A 21,900-nucleotide genomic window follows, 5' to 3' on the forward strand; every position below is an offset into this window, starting at 1 on the left:
TTCCTTTATTGCCTTTAAAATTTAGGGGCAAAATTCCTTTAGAATTTATATCTTACTAAGATTCCAATCATAAATGATTTGAACTCTAAGCTCTTGAAGGGAGTGAAACAATCGTGTTTTTAGACTATCTATCACTAGGTGAAGCAGTTCACACTGGAGTAAACTGGGGAGATATCCTTGTTACTTTAATAGTTTTCATCGTCCTAATGCTTCTTTTGAAAAAGTTCGCATGGGGTCCTTTGATGGGAATTATGCAACAACGTGAAGAACAAGTTGCTAGTGACTTAGACGCAGCTGAACAAAGCCGTCAAGAAACTAAACAATTATTAGAAGAACAACGTAGCCTTCTTAAAGAAGCTCGTGTTGAAGCGCAAGCGATTGTTGAAAACGCTAAGAAACAAGCTGATCTTCAAAAAGAAGAGATTGTTTCAGCAGCTCGTAACGAAGCTGTACGTTTACAAGAATCTGCTAAACGTGATATCGAGACTGAAAAAGAAAAAGCAATTGCCGCTGTTCGTGAAGAAGTGGTTTCACTATCTATCCTTGCAGCTTCTAAAGTACTTAACAAAGAAGTCTCAGAAGAAGATAATCGTACTCTAATTGAAGAAACGATTGCGAAGGCAGGGGAAACTCGATGAGTCAATCGACTGCAGCGAATCGCTATGCTAAGGCATTGTTTCAATTAGCACAAGAACATAATCTTCTAAAAGAAGTAACAGAAGATTTACGTGAAGTAAAAATCGCTTTTGAAGAAACCAATGAATTATTCCAATTACTTGATTCTCCAAAAATCGAAACTGACAAAAAGAAAGAAATGCTTTCTGAGTTATTTACTTCTGTACAACCAATCATCGTGAACGCTTTAAAACTTTTAGTTGATAAAAAACGTATTCACGAAGTGGTAAGTGTAATTGATGCGTTCGTAGCTCAAGCTAACGATGCTCAAGGTGTTGCAGATGCAGTTGTATTCTCAACTCGTACACTTGCTGAGGAAGAAAAACAACGCATTTCTACTGCATTTGCTCAAAAAGTAGGAAAAAATGCGCTTCATATTACTAACGAAATCGATGCATCGCTACTTGGTGGTATTCGAGTTCAAATCGGAAACCAAATTTACGATAACTCTGTCGCAACAAAACTTGCTGGCTTAAAACGTGAATTAATCGGTTAATCCAATAATCATTTGAGAGGTGACAAACGTGGGCATCAAAGCTGAAGAAATCAGTGGACTTATTAAAAAACAGATGGAAAATTACCAGTCTGAAATGCAAGTTAGCGAAGTTGGTACAATCATCACTGTTGGTGATGGTATCGCTCGTGCTCACGGCCTGAACAACGTCATGGCTGGAGAATTATTAGAATTCTCTACTGGTGTTCTTGGTATGGCTCAAAACCTAGAAGAAAATAACGTTGGTATCGTTATCCTAGGCCCAGCTAAAGGCATCAAAGAAGGCGATGAAGTTCGTCGTACAGGTCGTATTATGGAAGTTCCAGTTGGTGAAGAACTAATTGGTCGTGTTGTAAACCCACTAGGTTTACCTGTTGATGGACTAGGTCCAATCAATACTACTAAAACTCGTCCTATCGAAAGTCCTGCTTTCGGTGTAATGGCTCGTAAATCAGTTGACGAACCACTACAAACAGGTATTAAAGCAATTGATGCTTTAGTTCCAATCGGTCGTGGTCAACGTGAATTAATCATCGGTGACCGTCAAACAGGTAAAACATCTGTTGCAGTCGATACAATCTTAAACCAAGCTGACCAAAACGTAACATGTATCTATGTTGCAATCGGTCAAAAAGAATCAACTGTACGTAGTTTAGTTGAAACTTTACGTAAACACGGTGCTTTAGAATACACAATCGTTATTACTGCATCTGCATCTTCTCCAGCTCCATTATTATACTTAGCTCCTTATGCTGGTGTATCAATGGGTGAAGAATTAATGCTACAAGGTAAAGACGTATTAATCGTATATGATGATCTTTCTAAACAAGCAGCAGCTTATCGTGAACTTTCATTATTATTACGCCGTCCTCCAGGTCGTGAAGCTTACCCTGGTGATGTATTCTACCTACACAGTCGTTTACTTGAACGTGCTGCTAAATTGAACGAATCTTACGGTGGCGGTTCAATCACTGCTCTTCCTTTCGTTGAAACTCAAGCAGGCGATATCGGTGCTTACATTCCAACAAACGTAATTTCAATCACTGATGGACAAATCTTCTTACAATCTGACTTATTCAACTCAGGTGTTCGTCCAGCGATCAACGCAGGTCTTTCTGTATCACGTGTTGGTGGTTCAGCTCAAATCAAAGCAATGAAAAAAGTTGCAGGTACACTACGTCTTGACTTAGCTGCATACCGTGAACTTGAAGCATTCGCTGCATTCGGTTCTGACCTTGATGCTGCTACTAAAGCAAAACTTGAACGTGGTAAACGTACTGTAGAAGTACTTAAACAAGATCTTAATAAGCCAATTAAAGTTGAAAAACAAGTTGTAATTCTTTATGCATTGACTAAAGGATTCTTAGATGATATTCCAGTTCAAGACATCGTTCGTTTCGAACTAGAATTATATGCTTGGTTAGATGCTAACGACGAAAAAGGCGCCGGCGTTTTAAATCAAATTCGCACTACTAAAGGCCTTCCATCTGATGAAGATATGGCTTCAACAATCAATGCATTCAAAAAAACTTTCGCAGCTTCAGCTGAGTAAGATTGCATAGTTTTGTGAATTTTAAAATAAAACGGTAAGGTGGTGAAATACCAGTGGCATCATTACGCGAAGTAAAACAACGTATTAAATCTACAACTAGTACTAGTAAAATTACGAACGCAATGCAGCTCGTGTCATCTTCGAAAATGGCACGTGCAGAAGCTAACGCTAAAGCATACGTTCCATATATGAGTAAAATTCAAGATGTTGTTGCAGCAATCGCAGCAGGAACTCCAGACGGTGCACATCCGATGTTAATCTCTCGTCCTGTAAAAAAATCTGCTTACCTAGTAATCGCTTCTGATCGTGGTTTAGCAGGTGCATACAATTCTAATGTTATTCGTACAGCACTAGATGCAATAGCAAGTCGCAACCAAACAAAAGATGACGTCGTTATTTTTGCAGTTGGTCGTGTCGTTCGTGATTTCTTTAAAAAACAAGGCTATAACGTAGTTGAAGAAGAAATTGGTTTACCTGACCAACCTTCATTTGCAGATATTAAACAAATTGCTCGTAAAGCTGTTGGTATGTTCACAGACGGTACTTATGATGAACTTTATATGTACTATAGTCACTTTATCAGTGCAATTTCTAACGAACCAACGGAGAAAAAAGTACTTCCAATTACTGATATTACTCCGACAAGCGCTACAACTGCTTCTTATGAATTCGAGCCATCAGGCGAAGAAATTCTAGAAGTATTGTTACCACAATATGCGGAAAGCTTGATTTATGGTGCGTTACTAGACGGTAAAGCGAGTGAACATGCTGCGCGTATGACAGCAATGAAGAGCGCTACAGATAACGCTCATGACTTAATTAATGATTTAACAATTCTGTATAACCGTGCACGTCAAGCGGCTATTACACAAGAAATTACCGAAATCGTTGGTGGAGCTGCGGCCTTAGAATAGGCCTCTCCCTAACCTTTCCGTAATTAGTTTGATAGGAGGGAAATACAAGTATGAACACAGGACACGTTCTTCAAGTAATGGGTCCAGTTGTCGATGTACAGTTCGATAACAACACATTACCAGAAATCAACAACGCGCTAACTGTAGAAATCAAACGTCCTAACGAAGACGCTGTAACACTTACTTTAGAAGTAGCTCTTCACTTAGGCGATAACGCTGTTCGTACCATCGCAATGTCATCAACAGATGGCTTACAACGTGGCTCAGTAGTAACTGACAAAGGTGCTGCAATCTCAGTACCAGTCGGTGAAGTAACATTAGGTCGTGTATTCAACGTATTAGGTGATACAATCGACTTAGCAGATCCAATCCCAGCAGAAGCTCGCCGTGACCCAATTCACCGTGAAGCTCCTACTTTCGAAGAACTTTCAACAAATGTTGAAGTACTTGAAACTGGTATTAAAGTAGTAGACTTATTAGCACCATATATCAAAGGTGGTAAAGTCGGACTATTCGGTGGTGCCGGTGTAGGTAAAACCGTTTTAATCCAAGAATTAATCAACAACATCGCTCAAGGACACGGTGGTATTTCCGTATTCTCTGGTGTAGGTGAACGTACTCGTGAAGGTAACGACCTATTCTATGAAATGAGCGATTCAGGCGTTATTGCAAAAACAGCAATGGTATTCGGTCAAATGAATGAGCCACCAGGTGCTCGTATGCGTGTAGCATTATCTGGTCTTACAATGGCTGAATACTTCCGTGATGAAATGGGACAAGACGTTCTATTATTCATCGATAACATTTTCCGTTTCACTCAAGCAGGTTCTGAAGTATCTGCGTTACTAGGTCGTATGCCTTCTGCCGTAGGTTACCAACCAACACTTGCTACTGAAATGGGTAAATTACAAGAACGTATCACTTCAACAAACAAAGGTTCTGTAACATCTATCCAAGCAGTTTATGTACCAGCCGATGACTACACTGACCCGGCTCCGGCTACAACGTTTGCTCACTTAGACGCTACAACTAACCTTGAACGTAAACTTTCTGAAATGGGTATCTACCCAGCAGTTGACCCATTGGCTTCAACTTCTCGTGCTTTATCACCTGAAATCGTGGGTAAAGAACACTACGAAGTTGCTCGTCAAGTACAAGCTACATTACAACGCTACCACGAATTACAAGATATCATCGCTATCTTAGGTATGGATGAATTATCTGATGAAGATAAATTGGTAGTAGGTCGTGCTCGTCGTGTCCAATTCTACTTATCACAAAACTTCCATGTTGCTGAACAATTTACTGGTCAAAAAGGTTCTTATGTTCATGTAAAAGATACAGTACGTGGCTTCAAAGAAATCCTTGAAGGTAAATACGATAAATTACCAGAAGATGCATTCCGTCTTGTAGGTACAATCGAAGAAGTTGTTGCTAAAGCAAAAGAAATGGGCGTAGAACTTTAATACTAAGGACTAGGAGGAAAAAATATGAAGACAACTGTAGTCAACATTGTCACTCCTGACGGTCCAGTATACGATTCAGAAGTTAGCATGGTTATTGTAAAAACTGTAACTGGTGAAATGGGTATTCTGCCTGGTCATATTCCAACAGTTGCTCCTTTAACAGTAAGCGCTGTTCGTCTTAAAAAAGACAACAACAAAACTGATATAGTTGCAGTAAGTGGTGGCTTTGTTGAAATTCGTTCTGACAAAGTTACAATCTTAACTCCTTCAGCAGAACGAGCTGATTCAATCGATCTTGCTCGTGCAAAAGAAGCTGTTAAGCGTGCTGAACAAAGACTTCAAAATAAGCAAGATGACATTGATTTCAAACGTGCTGAATTATCTTTAAAACGCGCGATGAATCGTATCAACGTTAAAGAGGGTAACATCTAAGCAATAGGTTAATTTTAAAGCGAGCAGAATTGTTTTTCTGCTCGCTTTTTAAAAGTGAAAATGGAGGGAAAGCATGGATTCAGTATCATCTTTAATTGGACAAAACGCACTGATTGGTATTATTTCTCATATTTTCTTCATAGGAATAACGTTTTATGCTTTACAGTCATTAATTTATGAAAAGGTTTTCAAGAAAAACCATGTTTTTCAAATTCAACTTTTATTTATTTTATTGAGTATTGCAATTGGATCAACGGTGTCAAATTTCTTTATTACAATTTCAACTTGGTCAAGACAATTACCATTTTTATTTAATTAAATGTATTCTGTATGCAAAAGAAATAATGGCACAAACTTATTGTACAAACGTTAGTATATTGTTCAGCACTTAAGCACGATTTATATTACAATAGAGATATGTGCTTTTAGTCATTATTTAAATCATTTGCATTAAATGTTTTACATTATTTCTTTTGCATATAGAGTAACCATTACCCAGGAAATAATTTGTTGAAACTTGTTTATTTTCCTCAAAGCTTGGGTACCTATGTTAGCGAATAGAAATGGAAATTTTATAACACATTTCTAGCATTTTGACGTAATATAGTATTACTATAGTTATTTATTCGTAGAAAACTAAAATAGTGTAATCGGTTCTTGTCAACATCATGAAAAAAAGGTATTATGTAAGTTGCTTTGTTACTAATTATTGGCATTGAATGAATAAATACATGAATTTTATGGACTGAAATATAAAAGATTTAATTTAGAATAAGTTCGGAGGGACATATTGTGGAGAAAATTGTTGTAAAAGGCGGCAAGGTTTTACACGGAAATGTAAAAGTAGAAGGAGCAAAAAATGCAGTTCTACCAGTTCTTGCAGCATCATTATTAGCGTCTGAAGGAAAAAATACAATAAAAAACGTGCCGAACTTGGCAGATGTATATACGATAGACGAGGTGTTAAAAAGTTTAAACGTACATTTAACATTCTCCGCTGAAGAAAATATTGTCGAAATTGATGCATCTGGACAATTATCATCTGAAGCTCAATTTGAATATGTACGTAAAATGCGTGCATCCATTTTAGTAATGGGGCCACTTTTAGCACGAAATGGTTATGCACGTGTTGCCATGCCTGGTGGGTGTGCAATTGGCTCTAGACCAATTGACCAACATTTAAAAGGCTTTGAGTTAATGGGAGCGAAAATTTCTACAGGCCATGGTTATGTAGAAGCATCAACTGAAGGTCGATTGAAAGGTGCTAAAATTTATCTGGATTTCCCAAGTGTTGGAGCTACAGAAAACATTCTTACAGGTGCTGCTCTGGCAGAAGGTACAACAATTATTGAAAATGCTGCAAAAGAACCTGAAATTGTGGATTTAGCAAACTTCATTAACGAAATGGGCGGTAAAGTTGTTGGTGCTGGAACTGATACCATTCGTGTTGAAGGTGTTGAGAAATTATATGGCACAACACATTCAATTATTCCTGATCGAATTGAAGCGGGGACATTTATGGTTGCAGCGGCAATTACAGGTGGAAATGTCTTAATTGAAAATGCTGTACCTGAACATATGACAGCTCTTATTGCTAAAATGCGTGAAATGGGTGTTGAGATCGAAGAAGAAGATGCCGGCTTACGTATTCGTGCAACTCATCCTTTAAAAGCAGTAGACGTCAAAACAATGCCACATCCCGGATTCCCGACCGATATGCAATCTCAAATGATGTCTTTAATGCTTGTAGCTCAGGGTGCAAGTGTGATAACAGAGACAGTGTTTGAAAATCGTTTTATGCATGTTGAAGAGTTTCGACGCATGAATGCCAATGCAAAAATCGATGGACGCTCTGTTATTATTGATGGCCCTTGCAAATTGCAAGGTGCAGAAGTCGCTGCAACTGATTTACGTGCAGCAGCTGCACTAATTCTTGCTGGATTAGTTGCAGAGGGAATTACACGCGTTTCTGAACTTAAACATCTAGACAGAGGATATGTCAATTTCCATAATAAATTAGCAGCTTTAGGTGCTGATATCGAACGTATCTCTTCTGAAGAAGTATTCGAAAAAGAGCTTCAAACAAACTAATGATAAACTTTAATGTTTATAATAAATTTAACCCATTACATACTTATGTATGCAATGGGTTTTTATTTACAAAAATTTTTAAAATTTATAGAAAAGGACTGTTCCTATAAAGCATAAATACCGATTTCCTTACATATTCTTGAATATGAAAAAAATACATCTCTATATTCTACTTATTATTGTCGTCTTATTCACATTGCCAACATTTGTTACGAAGTACAAGGAATCAAAAGTAGTGCCCACTTCAGATACCGCAGTAAAACAGCCACAGGAAAAAAAGTCAAAGGATGAAGAGTGTGATATCCAAATTTCAATTCAAGGAGAAGATAAAAAGTACCCGCTTGAAGAGTATATTGTTGGGGTTGTCGCTGCTGAAATGCCCGTTTCCTTCGATTTAGAAGCTCTTAAAGCACAATCTATTGCTTCACGTACATTCGCCTTAAAACGTACGAATTTTGGCGAAAATGCCATAGAGCCAAATGTTTCGGCTCAGGCCTTTGCGGACGAGGAACAAAGAAAAAAAGACTGGGGTATAAGCTTTAAGAAAAATGAAAATAAAATTCGTAAAGCTGTACAAGCAACAAAAGGACAAGTATTAGTTTACAAAGATGAACTTATCACAGCTATGTTCTTTTCAACGAGTAATGGACAAACTGAAAGTGCAAAAAGCTATAGTGGACAAACAATTCCATATCTACAATCTGTTTCTGTCCCATCGAATGAAAAAAAATCTCCAAGATATCACACGAGCTACAGCTTTACGTTACAACAGTGGAATGCAATATTCAATCAACAATGGACAATAGCACAAATACAAAATGTTAAAATCTATCGTAATAATTCAGGAAGAGTTGAAACAATTAAAACAGGAGACTTTCATTGGTCAGGTAGAGAAGTACGAGAAAAGCTTCAACTAGCATCTACAGATTTCACTATTATATGGGATGCTAAAAAGAAAATAATACAAGTAAAAACAACAGGATATGGTCATGGTGTAGGAATGAGCCAATACGGTGCAACGGCACTCGCAGAAAAGGGGGCTAATGCGAAAGAAATCTTACAACATTTCTATCAACAAGTAAAAATAGAAAAATTAAAAAAATCTTCTTCTCTATGTTTAAACTCTCAAGCTATTGACAACAATAGCAAATGAGGTGATGAAAATGAGAGAGGAAAATAAACAAAAACCTACTCCACAAAAATCAAATGTTACAAAACAACGCTGGTTCTGGCCAGTAATTTACGCAAGTTTTTCAATTCTTTTAGTTGCAGGTGTTTGGGGATACTCGGCATTTACGAACTCGCCTAAAGAGACAGGTACTAGTAATTTAACAGCTACTAATAGTCCAACCAGTCCGTCTGTTGAAACAAACGCAACTGCAGAATCATTGAAGTATCCATTTAAAGAAGCACTCTTAAAAGATGCAAAAGTATTACAGGACTATTATGATGTTGAAGCGAGTGAAGAATCTAGAGAAGGTGCATTACTCGTATTCAACCAAACCTTCACTACAAGTGATGGCATTGCCATTGCAGTAAAAGGTGAAAGTTTCGATGTTCTTGCTGCACTTAGTGGAACAGTTGAAGAAGTAAAGAATGATCCATTCGTTGGGAACGAGATTACTATATCTCATGCTAATGGTATGACAACGAAATACAGCTCTGTTGGTGAAATTACTGTTAAAAAAGGGGATAAAGTAGACCAAGGTCAAAAACTTGGAAAAGCTATCTCAAATGAATTTAATCCAACAGCTGGTACACATCTTTATTTTGAAGTAATGCAAGAAGGTAAACACATCAATCCAAAAAGTTTACTTGCATTTTAGATAATTCTCGCATCAAGGTTCTAAGCAAAAGGTTTTAGACATAATGTGAAGAAACGTTCGTACATTGTGGAAAGGAAGAGAATGTGCACGAACATATTCGCAATCGATGTCTAAAACTTGGTTTTATGCTTAAAGATTCGCAACAAACTGTGAGAGCCTTAGCTCAAAAGACAGGTTACTCTAAGAGTACCATTCATAAGGATCTCACCGAGAGGTTATCTCAGGTAAATGAGGAATTAGCGAAAGAGGTAAGCGAAATTTTAGCTTATCACAAATCCATCCGTCATATTCGAGGTGGAGAAGCAACGCGCCAGAAATGGCTAACACGCAATGCAGAAAAAAAGACACCTTCGCATTATGATTAGCGAGGGTGTCTTTTTCTATCTTTTATTTTAAAAGAATGAATTGAAAGATTAATAACTCAAATCCTTAGTTTAAAAGAGCAAATAAGAGTAAATAATAAGGAATAATAATGATAAAAGTATTGTGTGTAAAGTCACGTTTAATGACCTAATTTGCCTAGGTCTCATTGAAATAATTAGATGTAATTAACTCGTTGCTATGTTAAAATATTCTAGATACATATATATATTTTATGACGATTATTGAGATATGAGGAAAGGGGAAACAACATGTTTTCTAAAGATATAGGAATCGATTTAGGAACAGCGAATGTACTTATTCATTTAAAGGGCAAAGGCATCGTATTAAACGAGCCATCCGTTGTTGCAATCGACAAAAATACGAAGAAAGTATTAGCCGTTGGTGAAGAAGCACGCAAAATGGTCGGTAGAACACCCGGTAATATTATTGCTATTCGTCCATTAAAAGATGGCGTAATCGCTGATTTTGACGTAACAGAATCAATGTTAAGTTATTTTATCAATAAGTTAAATATATCAGGTTTTATGGCTAAGCCTCGAATTTTGATTTGTTGTCCTACAAATATTACAAGTGTTGAACAAAAAGCGATTCGTGAAGCAGCCGAAAAATCAGGTGGTCGCAATGTATACTTAGAAGAAGAACCAAAAGTAGCAGCAATTGGCGCAGGTATGGATATTTTCCAACCAAGCGGGAATATGGTGATTGATATCGGTGGTGGAACAACCGATGTTGCTGTACTTTCAATGGGCGATATCGTAACATCTGAATCCATTAAAGTTGCTGGAGATGTTTTTGATAATGATATCCTCCAATATATAAAAAAAGAGTACAAGCTATTAATTGGGGAACGTACTTCTGAAAATATTAAAACTACAATTGGTACAGTATATCCTGAAGGCAGAGATGAGGGAATGGAAATTCGTGGTCGTGATTTAGTGTCTGGTCTACCAAGAACAATCGAAATTCATTCTCACGAAATAGAAAAAGCATTACATGAATCTGTTTCTTTAATCGTACAATCTGCTAAAAACGTACTTGAAAAAACGCCACCAGAGCTATCTGCAGATATTATTGATCGTGGAGTAATGGTTACAGGTGGCGGCGCGTTATTACATGGCTTAGATCATTTATTAACAGAAGAACTAAAAGTACCTGTATTTATCGCAGAAAATCCAATGAACTGTGTAGCTGAAGGAACTGGCATTATGCTAGAAAATATCGATAGAGTACCAAAACGTCGGAAATAATAGCCGAAATAAAATAAGTAATAAAAATTTTGAAAAATACTTTTTGCAACCAATTCTCTATCTAAAAATTAATAAAAAGTTACTTTATCAAAAACTAATTACATTTTTTATTGAAAGGGTGAAATCGATGTTTCGTGGATTTTATACAGTTGCTTCAGGCATGATTACTGAACAACGTCGCACAGAACTTTTATCAAACAATATTGCAAATGCAAATACACCTGGATATAAAGCAGATCAATCGACGATTCGCTCATTTCCAGATATGCTAATGTCGCGTATTACAAAAAGTGGTTTTCCTGATGTTCAAAATGGTTTTGAAGGAAGTTCAGCAAAGCAAATAGGAACACTTGGCACAGGTGTTTACATGCAAGAAACTTTACCTGACTATTCACAAGGTCAAATTACTGCAACTGAGTTGCCCACAGATATTGCCTTAGTAGATGGCAATCTGCCGATTGATAAGGGAACGGGAAAACCAGGAGCTATCTTCTATCGTCTGCAAAATCCGACAGGTGGAGAAGCATACACTCGTAATGGAAACTTTACATTAGATGCAGCAGGAAACTTAGTGAATGCCCAAGGATTTTATGTTCTTTCAGATCAAGGTAAGAAAATTACATTACAAAGTGATGATTTCCAACTTACTGAAGATGGCGCTATTATCGAGAATGGTAAACAAGTGGCACGTTTAGGCGTTTCTTACTCAGCACAGCCAGATACACTAGCTAAACGTGATACGGGCTTATATTACACAAGTGATGGTAAAGACCTACCATCTGCATACAATGTAAACAACGTTAGCTTTTCAATGAAACAAGGTTATATCGAACGTTCAAATGTCGACGCAGCTCGTACAATGACAGATATGATGACAGCTTACAGAGCCTTTGAAGCCAATCAAAAAATACTTCAAGCATACGACAGAAGCATGGACAAGGCTGTAAATGAAATTGGAAAAGTATAATTTCTTTCAGTAGAAGTCTACCACCTCTTTTAGGTGGTGAGATGAATAAAGATTTTGGTTTACGTTAAGCTGGAATCCAAACACTCACTGAAAGAAGGTAAAACCTTCGGCAGATGTCATAGATTTTAAAAAAGTAAAAAAAGAAGACTAGTACGTCACAACCATGCAACTAAGTCTAACTGACCTGTTTTACCCAGGCCAAAATAAAACAAAATCTGGACGCAATTATGCCGAGATGTAATTGATTTAGGTATTTTTTGGATACTTAGGAGGTATACTAGATGATACGAACTATGATTTCTGCAGCCAATACGATGTCTCAACTTCAAGATCAGTTAGATATTATAAGTAATAACATGGCGAATAGTAATACACATGGTTACAAAACAAAAGAAGCGAATTTCAACGAGTTACTCTATCAACAATTTGAAAATGACAAACAAGACAAAGTAAAACGTCAATCGCCAGTTGGTATACGCATTGGTGTAGGTGCTCGTCTAGCACAGGCACAAACAAACTGGAAACAAGGTGGCATTCAACAAACGAATCGCTCACTGGATTTCACATTCACCAAACCAAAACAGTACTTTAATATCTTAATGCCAGATGGTAAGAACGGCACGAAAACAGCATATACACGTCAAGGGGACTTCTACCTTTCACCTATGAAAAACGGCAATACAATGCTAGTGAATACAGATGGATATCCAGTTGCAGATGCCAATGGTAATGCCATTTTATTAAAAGATGGTGCAAAAGACTTTTCAGTGACAGCAGACGGAACATTAAATGTTAAGTATAATGATAATACGAGCGCTAAAATTGAAATGGGTGTTACAGAGATTCAAAAGCCGCAACTAATGGAACATATATCAGATACGTACATTGGTTTACCTAAAAATTTCAATCAGCTTGGTGTAGCACAAGGTGCAGTTTTACAAAACTTACAAGGTGCAAACAGAAACCAAGTGGCTATGCAAAATGGTGGACTTGAATTATCGAATGTTGATATTTCAAAAGAAATGACAGATCTTATTAGCACACAGCGTTCATATCAATTTAATGCGAGAACAATAACTTTAGCCGATCAAATGATGGGGCTAGTTAATGGTATAAGATAAGTAATTGTTAGTAGAGGAGAACAAGTAATGGCAAATAATTCAACTAATCAGAGAACTGATAACCCGACTCCGCAGCCAACTACTCGTAAGGAAGCAAAACAAAATAGAGAAACAGCAAATGATCGCGTAGAAAGAAAGTGGAATTCTACAGGTTCATTTTCAATCGGGCTCAGAATCATCATTGTTGTTGTTTTACTTGTCGTTGCAGCAATCGCAGGCTCAATGATTGGGTACGGCGTAATCGGTGATGGAAATCCACTTGGAGTTCTAAATCCATCAACATGGAATCATGTATTGGATATTATGAATGGAGTAGAATCCAAATAGGGTTTTCACACATTTACAATAGGGGGATATAGTATGTTAACTGCAGATCAAATTCAACAAATATTACCACATCGTTATCCATTTCTTTTAGTGGATCGTATTACAGAAGTAGAAGAAGGTAAACGTGCTGTAGGCTTAAAAAACGTCTCCATTAACGAACCATTCTTCACGGGTCATTTTCCAGGTTACCCTGTAATGCCAGGTGTACTAATTATTGAAGCAATGGCACAAGTAGGCGGTGTAGCGCTGCTAAAATCCGAAAAATTCAAAGGTCACTTAGCTTTTCTAACAGGTGTTGATAATGCTCGTTTTAAACGTCAAGTCATCCCTGGTGACCAACTTAAAATCGAAGTTGAATTCACAAAACTTCGTGGCGTAATGGGCAAAGGACACGGAAAAGTAACAGTAGACGGCGAACTTGTCAGCGAAGCAGATATTTTATTTGCTATTGGACCAAACCAAAAAAGCGAAGAAGAATAAGTAGCATAAATGAATAAGGCACTCCAAATCACTGCGATAGGAGTGCTTTTTTTGTTGTCTTATTACTCAAAGTTATTATCTCCACATTCATAAAAATCAATCGAAATCATTTTTTAAATCAAAGGATAGATTCACTTTTTCAGTGCATCCTACTTTTAAATCGCACACAGTGTGATGGTTAAATTAATGGTGGAAGGAGGAAATAAAAAAATGTGGAAGCAGTCAGCTGCGATCTTACTTTTTTCAGCACTTGTATTAGTTGGTTGTAATACCAATAAGGCAATCGAACCAACTCGTACTGAAACACCAATGGAGGACGTGAATAGAAACGTCAATACTGGTGTAACTGACAACGGTATTACAAACGATGGTGTTAATAATGCTGCTAATAATGGCGTTACTGATGTTGAAAGAGGCGTAAACAGTGGTATTAATGCCGTAGAACGTGGCGTAAACAAGGCTACAGGAGCCGTTGAAGAAGGTATCAATAATATTACGCCAGGAACCAGCAAACAGACAACTGATAACACAGTCATAGATAATAATGTAGGAAACGGTCACTATGTTCCTCACGATAGAGATGACAATAAATAACAAAGCTCGGCATATCCTTTAGGGTATGCCGTTTTTTTATTGCTGAACTGAAGTTAGATGGAATTATTCTGATTAGCAGAATTTTTTAAGCGTGGTCTAGTACGCATATCTGCTTTAAACTTTTCAAGCAATGCATTACCAGTTAATCCTTCTTCAACAAGCTCTAAAAGCAATTGTTCAGCATACTGTCGGCGACCAGAATTTAATGTGCCTTTTAATAATACTGAAACATAATTCTCTTCAGGCATCTGTACAATATCTTGCACAACGACTCGGAAAGAAGCAGGCTCATTATCTGGATAAGAAATCACAGCACGGACAGTTAATATCGTATCGGTACCTAAATAAGGAGCAAAATCTGATGCATATTGTCGATCCATATACATTTCTAAAATCCAGGATTTATGGCTGTTTTCTTGATTAATAATAATTCCATCTGTAAGCGGATATGATGTTAATTGTTCATCTTTCAATAATTCCAACGACAACATTTTGAATGTTTTCACGGAAATTTATCACCTATCTTTCGACGAATTTCGTACGGTAATTATAACATTAAAAAATCAGCTAAAAAAATATTTCGCATGATTTTTAAAAAATAAGGAAATGCACAGTGACGCTATTTGTACAAAATTGAGTGTTTTCAAAATTGAATTTCGTACATACAAACAAGCTTAAAACCTTCATTTCGCTGTTTTGCACAAAATTTGGAATCCCATTATGATATGGATAATTCAAATGGGAGGAGGTGAAGGCTTGAATCAAGTTGCTCTTGTAGGGAGGATTACAAAAGATCCTGAATTACGACAACTTTCAGAAGGGAGAGTACAAACAAATTTTATCATTGCGATCAATCGGAATTTTAAAAATGCAAATGGTGACGTAGATGCAGATTTTGTATCATGTTCTGTTTGGGGCAAACTCGCTACAAATGTGGTGAAATATTGTGGTAAAGGCTCATTAATTGGGGTTGGTGGCCGACTGCAATCAAGATCCTATGAACGTGATGACGGAAAAAGAGTTTATGTTGTTGAAGTGGTTGCAGATGAAGTACGTTTCTTAGCTCTAAAAGAGCGCGAAGGAAAAACGTTCCAAAGACAATCAAATCAATCAGAAAAAATGAATCCGCCAATTGCTCAAACAGCGTCAGGGCAAACGCAAGCAGTACCAACAGGCTTTGTACTACCGAAAGAAGAAACAGAAGGATTACCAATGGTTTAATTTCTTTCCGCAGTTGAAAGAAGTTAAAGCCTCAGGCAAACGTCACAGATTTTGAAAGTAATTAATTCAAAATCCAGACGCAATTACGCCGAAATTTAGTTGATAACAGCAGTCCTATTGGAAAGACCGCACCAATAGGTTTGATGAATTGATCCAAATAAAATCAACCAAACGATCATCCATTGGAACAATTCAAAATAGCTGTATGAATAAGATTCGTTGTGTACAGCATACATAACGAAGAAAATAATTAAATAGTTAAGGTTGTTAAATTGTAAAAGAGAATAGAAATTTGTGGGGAATTTCTATACGAAGTTTGAAAAGCGTTTTAAAAACTGTCAATGGGGAAGACAGCGGATGAAGTCATCGTAGCATGGCTTTATCTGTACATATAGGCGTCCATCATATAGGGGCGCTCACAGAATCAAAAAATAGATAAAGGGTCTCCTAATAAGTCCTTAAAAATAGTTGAAGCGATAAAATTAGCACCCCGGCCTTCACGTTTAGCAGGGGTGCTTAGCAGAAAAATAGTAGATTGTTTTTCAACTCAAACTAAAAACTAAATGACAGTAAATCCATAATTTCTTCGTCTTTTAATTCAGTAATCCATTGACTAGATTGTATTAGGTCTTCAGACAATGCTTGTTTTTCAGTAAGTAATGTATCAATCTTCTCCTCTACGGTACCGGTTGTGATGAACTTATGAACATGTACAAATTGTGTTTGACCAATTCGATACGCACGGTCTGTAGCTTGGTTTTCAACAGCCGGATTCCACCAACGATCAGCATGAAGAACATGATTTGCTGCTGTTAAATTCAGACCGGTACCTCCGGCTTTTAAAGACAGGATGAAAATCGGAAACTCTCCATTTTGGAAAGACTCCACGAAATAGTCACGCTGTTGCTTTGGCATACTACCTGTTAAAAATGGCACATCAATATCATATAGCTCAGATAGGCAGTGTTGTAATAGATGCCCCATGCCAATATATTGTGTGAAGATTAAGCATTGCTCCTGATTATTCGCAATATCAGCAGCAAGTGTCACGATACGATCTAGCTTTTCAGAACGACTTAACATATCTTCAGCATTTTCAAATGGTTCCTTCAAATAAAGGGCAGGGTGATTACACAGTTGTTTTAACTTACTAAGCATTTTCAAAATCAGACCTTTTCGCTCAAAGCCAGATAATGTCTCTAGTTTATGCATTGTTTCTTGGATAAAGCTTTCATATAAAACAGCTTGTTCCTCTGTAAGCGGGCAATATTCGCGTTGCTCCAGTTTATCGGGAAGATTAAGCATAAGCGCAGGGTCTTGCTTCGTACGACGCAATAAGAAAGGTTGAATCTTCTTACGTAGACGGTTCTTATGATTTTCTGATTCATCACGTTCAATTGGTGCGATAAATTCTTCTTGAAAACGAGAGAAACTACCAAGATAGCCTCTATAGCTAAAGTCAAAAATTGCCCATAACTCAGATAAACGATTTTCTACAGGTGTACCGGTTAACGCAATATGATGCCCGCCATGTAATTTACGAATCGCTTTCGATTGCTTCGTATGCATGTTTTTAATATTTTGTGCTTCATCAAGTGTAATATTTGCCCAATTGCGATTTTCAAGCATTTCAACATCTTGCGTAATCGTTCCATAAGTAGACAACATAACTTGAGGTTTTTCCTTATCGATGTAAGCATCAAAAGCTGAATCTTTTAAACGATTAGAACCATAGTGCAAATAAACTTTTAAAGACGGGGCAAAACGTTCTAATTCTTTTTGCCAGTTACCAAGTACAGAAGTTGGGCAGATGATTAAAGTTGGTTGTGCATCTGTTTCTTGATCATAAACATGTAGTAAATAAGAAATTAGCTGAACTGTTTTCCCAAGCCCCATATCGTCGGCCAGACAAGCTCCAAAGTTTTGTTCACGCATAAAGACAAGCCATTCAAACCCCTCTTGTTGATAAGGGCGCAAAGTTGCTTGTAAGCGATCAGAAACTTGTACAGGGGGCAGCCCTTTTTTATCGACCAATTTTTGTACATAATCACGCAATGATTTTTGCATCTCAAATTGGAAGAATGGATCATCACGATTTTCGTCATCCTCTTCTTCGTCAGGGATAATTAGTTCTTCCGGCAACTCTTGGAATAATAAATCACGAACGGTCCAATTTTCATTTTCTGCTTTATCCATTAATTTGCGGATTTCTTGCATCCATGCAGCATCTACACGTACCCATTCCGTACCTGCACGGATAAATTCACGATTATCATTGACCATTTTTTGGAATTCTTCAATAGGAATATCTTGTCCATTTAAAGAAAGCTTCCAGTCGAATGTCAAAATTTCTTGGAGCCCCGCTGCAGATTTATAATTTGATGCTGTACCCGCACTAGCACGAACTTTTATGCGAGAATCTTTTAAATCCTTAAGCCATGCAGGAAGGACAATTTCAAAGCCAAGCGCTTGCAAACGTGCAAAATCTGCACGCAAAAATTCACGTACATCTGGATCTTTTAAATGCATTGAAAGGAAGTTATTTGAATCGATATTTTGCATATAATCTTGTGTATGCAATAATTCAACCATTTGTTGTTGTAAATTTTTAATACCAGTGGAATGGTGCTTCCATTTATCTGGTAGTGCATGTTCAATTTGTAGTGTACGTTTTCGCATAGGAGGAGCCCAAAAGTTTACGCTTTTCTTATTTCGGATTACTGTTTCAAGAATCCATTCATCGCTATCTTCTGCTGGTTCCCGAAGGCGTAATCCAACGTAAATTTCATCATCTACTGTTTTTGATTTAATTGGCCATCCGCCATTGCGGAAGAAAGGTAGTAATGAAGGAAGGTCACTAATTGTTAAGCCTGCTTCAATTAACTTTTGTGTTAATGCCATTTGAAGAAGTTTTTTTGTTTGATCATCAATTGGCAAGTCTAGCGTAAAATCATCTTTACCAACAGTAATATCATTCCATAAATCTTCACTATACCAATATGTAGAAGCATTTGAAGCAGCCTCTAGCCAATGGCTTGAATTTTCATCTATTCCCACATAAGTAATAAATGGATGCTTTTGATCCTTTGAAAACAACTCGACCATTTCAAGTGGAGTTAGAGAAATATGGTGAGACGAATGATTTGCCGTTAAACCATAAAAAGCTGGCTCATATTGAAAGAAGAGAAATGAGAGCCATTCATTCACAAGCATGGGTTCGCCACTTTGCTCATGTGCTTGCAAAGAAAAGGATTGTCCCGTTTCAGTTTCGATATCGAGTAGGATTGACTTCAAAAAGGTGTCGGGTACTTTTGCATTGATTGTCATAGCATCAAGTTTCCTTTCTCAATTTCTTCTTGTAATGCACGAAGACGTTTATATTGTTGCCGAGTTTGATCGACATAATTATTCCAAAATTCATTTTTCCCACTCTTTTTAGCAGCCGTCTTCATTTTTTTCCAAACACGTACAGCTTGTTTATAATGCTGTCTTGATTTTTGATTGAGTTCGGACATAGCAAGTGCATGATATAACGGTAAAAGGGCATCCGGTTTTTCTTCTAATACGGTTTTTAATCCACAAAGCTCTAAATAGGCGAGTGAAGAAGGGAAGCGATGGTGAAGGGCAGTCCATTCCATATAACGTCCTCTTTCTATTAAAAACAGTGAATAAGGTTGCATGCCATACATACCGGAGGATGAAAATAAAACTTCCGCTTCCTCGTCATTAAGATCGATTTTCGAACATAGTTTATTGAAAGCGCTCACAAAGGCTGAACGATATCGAGTGGATAGCCATGTGTTGATAAAAGAATCTAAACAAGGTAGCATTGCACGGATAATCATTGAAAGAGCCTTGTCATCTTCATTTCGATCTGCAAAATGCGCCAAATCCATCCAAATTAACATATCTGGGTCATTGATATCAGCTAACTCTTGTTCAAGTTCATCATATTTTTTCAGCATAATAAAAAACATGGATTCGATGCTTGCAATTTTAACATCATCTGCAATATGACGATCATTTTTGATTGAAGCTAGTTCTGATTCACGGCGAGACTTTTCATTGAACATTGATTCCCAGAAAAATGTGTAAATGTATAAACGTTGCTCAAAATAGCCGCTTTGGTGCAAAAGAAAATAATTAACCATTTTTTGCAATGTATCATAAAAAGGATCTGTCGCAAAAAGACGTGATTTCGAAGAGGTTAATCGAATATGTTCTTTCACTTTCTCGGCTTCATGTTCGATAAAATTATTGAAATAGGTCTTATAAGATTCCGTTGTCGGCTTCAAATGCTTCCATGTATGAGATAGTAGCGCTAAATGAGTAAATAGTTTATACAAACTTTGCCATTCACGCTCAAGAGGTGTATGTTGGAAAATTTGCCGTTCCATATCTGCGAAAATGCTTTCAACCAGATATGGATTTAACACAGGCTGATTGTATAAATTGGTTTTATAGACATTTTGCACAAGACGCAACCATGCTTCTGGTGAGCGCTCATCTTTCAACAAATTCATCTGCGTAGCCTTTTTCGAACGAAAACTTTCAAGCCATGTTGCTAAAGAATCAATATATTGATATAGAACAAACAAAGCCGCCAGCTTATGACGGCACCAATGTTCTTTTGGGCAATCACAAGAAAGATTGCCAGCATTTATATGAAATGTAACATTCGTAGGAGTCGCATCTTGTACAACAAACGAAATGACATTCCGTTCTTCACTATAAGCACTAATTTTCACATAGTTGTGACGAGCCAAAAATGCAGCACGCCGTACCAACTCTTCATCTTCAGGATTTGAAGCATGAAGATCTAAACCAATTTGAGCCATTTGATTACGAATAAAATCCTCGTAACTTTTGGCGATATCAGAAATATTCGTATTCATAACATTCTCTCCTGCAAAAAAAACTTTCCTTTCATTATAAAACTTTTTGATACCATCCGTAAATGTATAAGGAAATATTTCGCTAGAAAGCCTTTTTACATTGAGCTAATTTGATGAATATTGGGGAAGAGTTCAGAAAAGGCGACAAATATTTTTGTGTCAATAAACGGTATTTCGTGATATTATATTAATAATCAGAATATTCCTTCAAAGGAGGGGGCTTTAATGTTAGAAGTGAAAAGAATGGAACCATTCTACACGAAACGAGATGGAGGGCGACTTAAAATGGTTTTTGCCTATCAATACTTCTCCATTATAAAGGACGAAGAACTATTCCATTTCATCCCTGTAGAAGGAAAAGAAATTGTGATAAATCTATCATCATTACAAATTGAAAACTTATCTGAAGTGTTTGTATTCCAAAAAGGCAGTCGTTTTATCCGCCTACCATTATATCAATTGCTCCTAGTTTCAAATATTCACGATCATCTTGAACTCATCCTAGACGAACTTGAATTGAAACGAGGCGAACGGTTATTGAGTGCACCTTCAGAAATCGATGTACTGATTGAAGAACTAGAAGATTGGAATCGCTTACGCCTAATCGATCACGCATTAGCTGCCCGTGACGAAGATTTATTCTACAAACTAGCAAAAGAGTTGAAACCTACGGAGGACCCACAAGTTGAATAAGCAATACCTATAGAAAGCACCTATTCATCGCGAATATGACTAGGTGCTTTCGGTGTATCCACAACCAAAAAGATATAGCACAATCATGACACCTTCTCAGAAATTCCATATAAGACAATAAAAATAATATGCTCAGTACCAAGCAATTTATCACAAAAAATAAAAAAATATGACTAACTACACAGAACGAATGAGTAAATACACAATAAAGTGAAACTTCCATCAGTGTGGGTTTTCTTCATCCCACTGATGGTTAGTTGAACCAATCGGGCTTTTACGGGCAGTTATCCCCCACCTATCTTCTTTGCTGCTCTCTCAATCTAGAGGTGGGGATATTACTGCCCGTTAATGCGGGATAATACCTTTGTATTCATAGTCAGGTTTATTTACCCCAGAAAAACGCAAACAGCACGATCAGCAATAAGGCAATACAACTCCCATAAATCCAAATCACTGCATCAAAAAAGTCCAATCCTATTCGCTTCCAGAGTCCTCTCATCGCGACCCTCCCATCATCTCATA

At 37.1% G+C, this 21,900-nt stretch carries 22 protein-coding genes; 19 read left to right on the forward strand and 3 right to left on the reverse strand.

The features are described from left to right. The first annotated feature begins 113 nt into the window (after positions 1-113). The 17 genes from atpF (at position 114) to Q8X41_RS15010 (ending at position 14,569) form a co-directional block, all read left to right on the forward strand. Positions 114-638: a F0F1 ATP synthase subunit B gene (gene atpF, locus Q8X41_RS14930; RefSeq protein WP_397537054.1), complete on the forward strand. Its 525-nt coding sequence runs from the start codon at positions 114-116 to the stop codon at positions 636-638. Continuing rightward, positions 635-1,171 carry a F0F1 ATP synthase subunit delta gene (locus Q8X41_RS14935; protein WP_397537055.1) on the forward strand — a complete coding sequence of 179 codons (537 nt, stop codon included), beginning with the start codon at positions 635-637 and terminating at the stop codon, positions 1,169-1,171. Before atpF ends, Q8X41_RS14935 begins: the two co-directional genes overlap by 4 nt. Before the next feature lie 28 nt (positions 1,172-1,199). Further along, complete coding sequence (gene atpA, locus Q8X41_RS14940) at positions 1,200-2,720, forward strand: F0F1 ATP synthase subunit alpha (protein WP_397537056.1); 1,521 nt, start codon at positions 1,200-1,202, stop codon at positions 2,718-2,720. 53 nt (positions 2,721-2,773) lie between these two features. Next, positions 2,774-3,634, forward strand: a complete 861-nt coding sequence (gene atpG, locus Q8X41_RS14945) for an ATP synthase F1 subunit gamma (RefSeq protein ID WP_397537057.1) — start codon at positions 2,774-2,776, stop codon at positions 3,632-3,634. 50 nt (positions 3,635-3,684) lie between these two features. After that, positions 3,685-5,100 carry a F0F1 ATP synthase subunit beta gene (atpD, locus tag Q8X41_RS14950; protein WP_397537058.1) on the forward strand — a complete coding sequence of 472 codons (1,416 nt, stop codon included), beginning with the start codon at positions 3,685-3,687 and terminating at the stop codon, positions 5,098-5,100. Between the two features lie 24 nt (positions 5,101-5,124). Beyond that, positions 5,125-5,532 (forward strand): F0F1 ATP synthase subunit epsilon, encoded by a 408-nt coding sequence (locus Q8X41_RS14955; protein WP_397537059.1) that lies wholly within the window; start codon positions 5,125-5,127, stop codon positions 5,530-5,532. A 73-nt stretch (positions 5,533-5,605) separates the two neighbouring features. Beyond that, positions 5,606-5,851 (forward strand): DUF1146 family protein, encoded by a 246-nt coding sequence (locus Q8X41_RS14960; RefSeq protein WP_397537060.1) that lies wholly within the window; start codon positions 5,606-5,608, stop codon positions 5,849-5,851. Between the two features lie 473 nt (positions 5,852-6,324). Then, positions 6,325-7,623, forward strand: coding sequence for a UDP-N-acetylglucosamine 1-carboxyvinyltransferase (murA, locus tag Q8X41_RS14965; RefSeq protein ID WP_397537061.1), 1,299 nt, complete (start codon positions 6,325-6,327; stop codon positions 7,621-7,623). 145 nt (positions 7,624-7,768) lie between these two features. After that, positions 7,769-8,776 carry a stage II sporulation protein D gene (gene spoIID / locus Q8X41_RS14970; RefSeq protein WP_397537062.1) on the forward strand — a complete coding sequence of 336 codons (1,008 nt, stop codon included), beginning with the start codon at positions 7,769-7,771 and terminating at the stop codon, positions 8,774-8,776. 10 nt (positions 8,777-8,786) lie between these two features. Then, complete coding sequence (locus Q8X41_RS14975) at positions 8,787-9,449, forward strand: peptidoglycan DD-metalloendopeptidase family protein (protein ID WP_397537063.1); 663 nt, start codon at positions 8,787-8,789, stop codon at positions 9,447-9,449. An 83-nt stretch (positions 9,450-9,532) separates the two neighbouring features. After that, a complete protein-coding gene (locus Q8X41_RS14980) occupies positions 9,533-9,814 on the forward strand; it encodes a sporulation transcriptional regulator SpoIIID (protein ID WP_397537064.1) in 282 nt (93 codons plus the stop codon). Between the two features lie 267 nt (positions 9,815-10,081). After that, positions 10,082-11,080, forward strand: coding sequence for a rod shape-determining protein (locus tag Q8X41_RS14985; protein ID WP_397537065.1), 999 nt, complete (start codon positions 10,082-10,084; stop codon positions 11,078-11,080). A 127-nt stretch (positions 11,081-11,207) separates the two neighbouring features. Next, entirely contained in the window at positions 11,208-12,047 is an 840-nt protein-coding gene (locus Q8X41_RS14990; protein ID WP_397537066.1) for a flagellar hook-basal body protein, read from the forward strand. 281 nt (positions 12,048-12,328) lie between these two features. Further along, a complete protein-coding gene (locus tag Q8X41_RS14995) occupies positions 12,329-13,168 on the forward strand; it encodes a flagellar hook-basal body protein (RefSeq protein ID WP_397537067.1) in 840 nt (279 codons plus the stop codon). Between the two features lie 27 nt (positions 13,169-13,195). Beyond that, on the forward strand, positions 13,196-13,495 hold the full coding sequence (locus Q8X41_RS15000) for a DNA-directed RNA polymerase subunit beta (protein ID WP_397537068.1): 300 nt from the start codon (positions 13,196-13,198) through the stop codon (positions 13,493-13,495). A 33-nt stretch (positions 13,496-13,528) separates the two neighbouring features. Beyond that, on the forward strand, positions 13,529-13,975 hold the full coding sequence (gene fabZ / locus Q8X41_RS15005; protein WP_397537069.1) for a 3-hydroxyacyl-ACP dehydratase FabZ: 447 nt from the start codon (positions 13,529-13,531) through the stop codon (positions 13,973-13,975). 210 nt (positions 13,976-14,185) lie between these two features. Next, positions 14,186-14,569 (forward strand): hypothetical protein, encoded by a 384-nt coding sequence (locus Q8X41_RS15010; RefSeq protein ID WP_397537070.1) that lies wholly within the window; start codon positions 14,186-14,188, stop codon positions 14,567-14,569. 53 nt (positions 14,570-14,622) lie between these two features. On the opposite strand, the gene Q8X41_RS15015 is transcribed toward Q8X41_RS15010, so the two are convergent. After that, the gene (locus Q8X41_RS15015) at positions 14,623-15,075 is read right to left on the reverse strand and encodes a YwpF family protein (protein WP_397537071.1); all 453 of its coding nucleotides are present in this window, start codon (positions 15,073-15,075) and stop codon (positions 14,623-14,625) included. 250 nt (positions 15,076-15,325) lie between these two features. On the opposite strand from Q8X41_RS15015, the gene Q8X41_RS15020 reads away from it, so the two are divergent. Beyond that, positions 15,326-15,790, forward strand: coding sequence for a single-stranded DNA-binding protein (locus Q8X41_RS15020; RefSeq protein WP_397537072.1), 465 nt, complete (start codon positions 15,326-15,328; stop codon positions 15,788-15,790). Between the two features lie 552 nt (positions 15,791-16,342). Here the strand turns inward: Q8X41_RS15020 and Q8X41_RS15025 are convergent. Beyond that, complete coding sequence (locus tag Q8X41_RS15025; RefSeq protein WP_397537073.1) at positions 16,343-19,117, reverse strand: DEAD/DEAH box helicase; 2,775 nt, start codon at positions 19,115-19,117, stop codon at positions 16,343-16,345. Continuing rightward, positions 19,114-20,685, reverse strand: a complete 1,572-nt coding sequence (locus tag Q8X41_RS15030) for a hypothetical protein (protein WP_397537074.1) — start codon at positions 20,683-20,685, stop codon at positions 19,114-19,116. The genes Q8X41_RS15025 and Q8X41_RS15030 overlap by 4 nt, the downstream gene beginning before the upstream one ends. Before the next feature lie 225 nt (positions 20,686-20,910). On the opposite strand from Q8X41_RS15030, the gene Q8X41_RS15035 reads away from it, so the two are divergent. After that, a complete protein-coding gene (locus Q8X41_RS15035; RefSeq protein ID WP_397537075.1) occupies positions 20,911-21,378 on the forward strand; it encodes an IDEAL domain-containing protein in 468 nt (155 codons plus the stop codon). The last annotated feature ends 522 nt before the right edge of the window (positions 21,379-21,900 follow it).

The organism is Rummeliibacillus pycnus (assembly GCF_044359855.1).
GTDB lineage: Bacteria > Bacillota > Bacilli > Bacillales_A > Planococcaceae > Rummeliibacillus > Rummeliibacillus pycnus_A.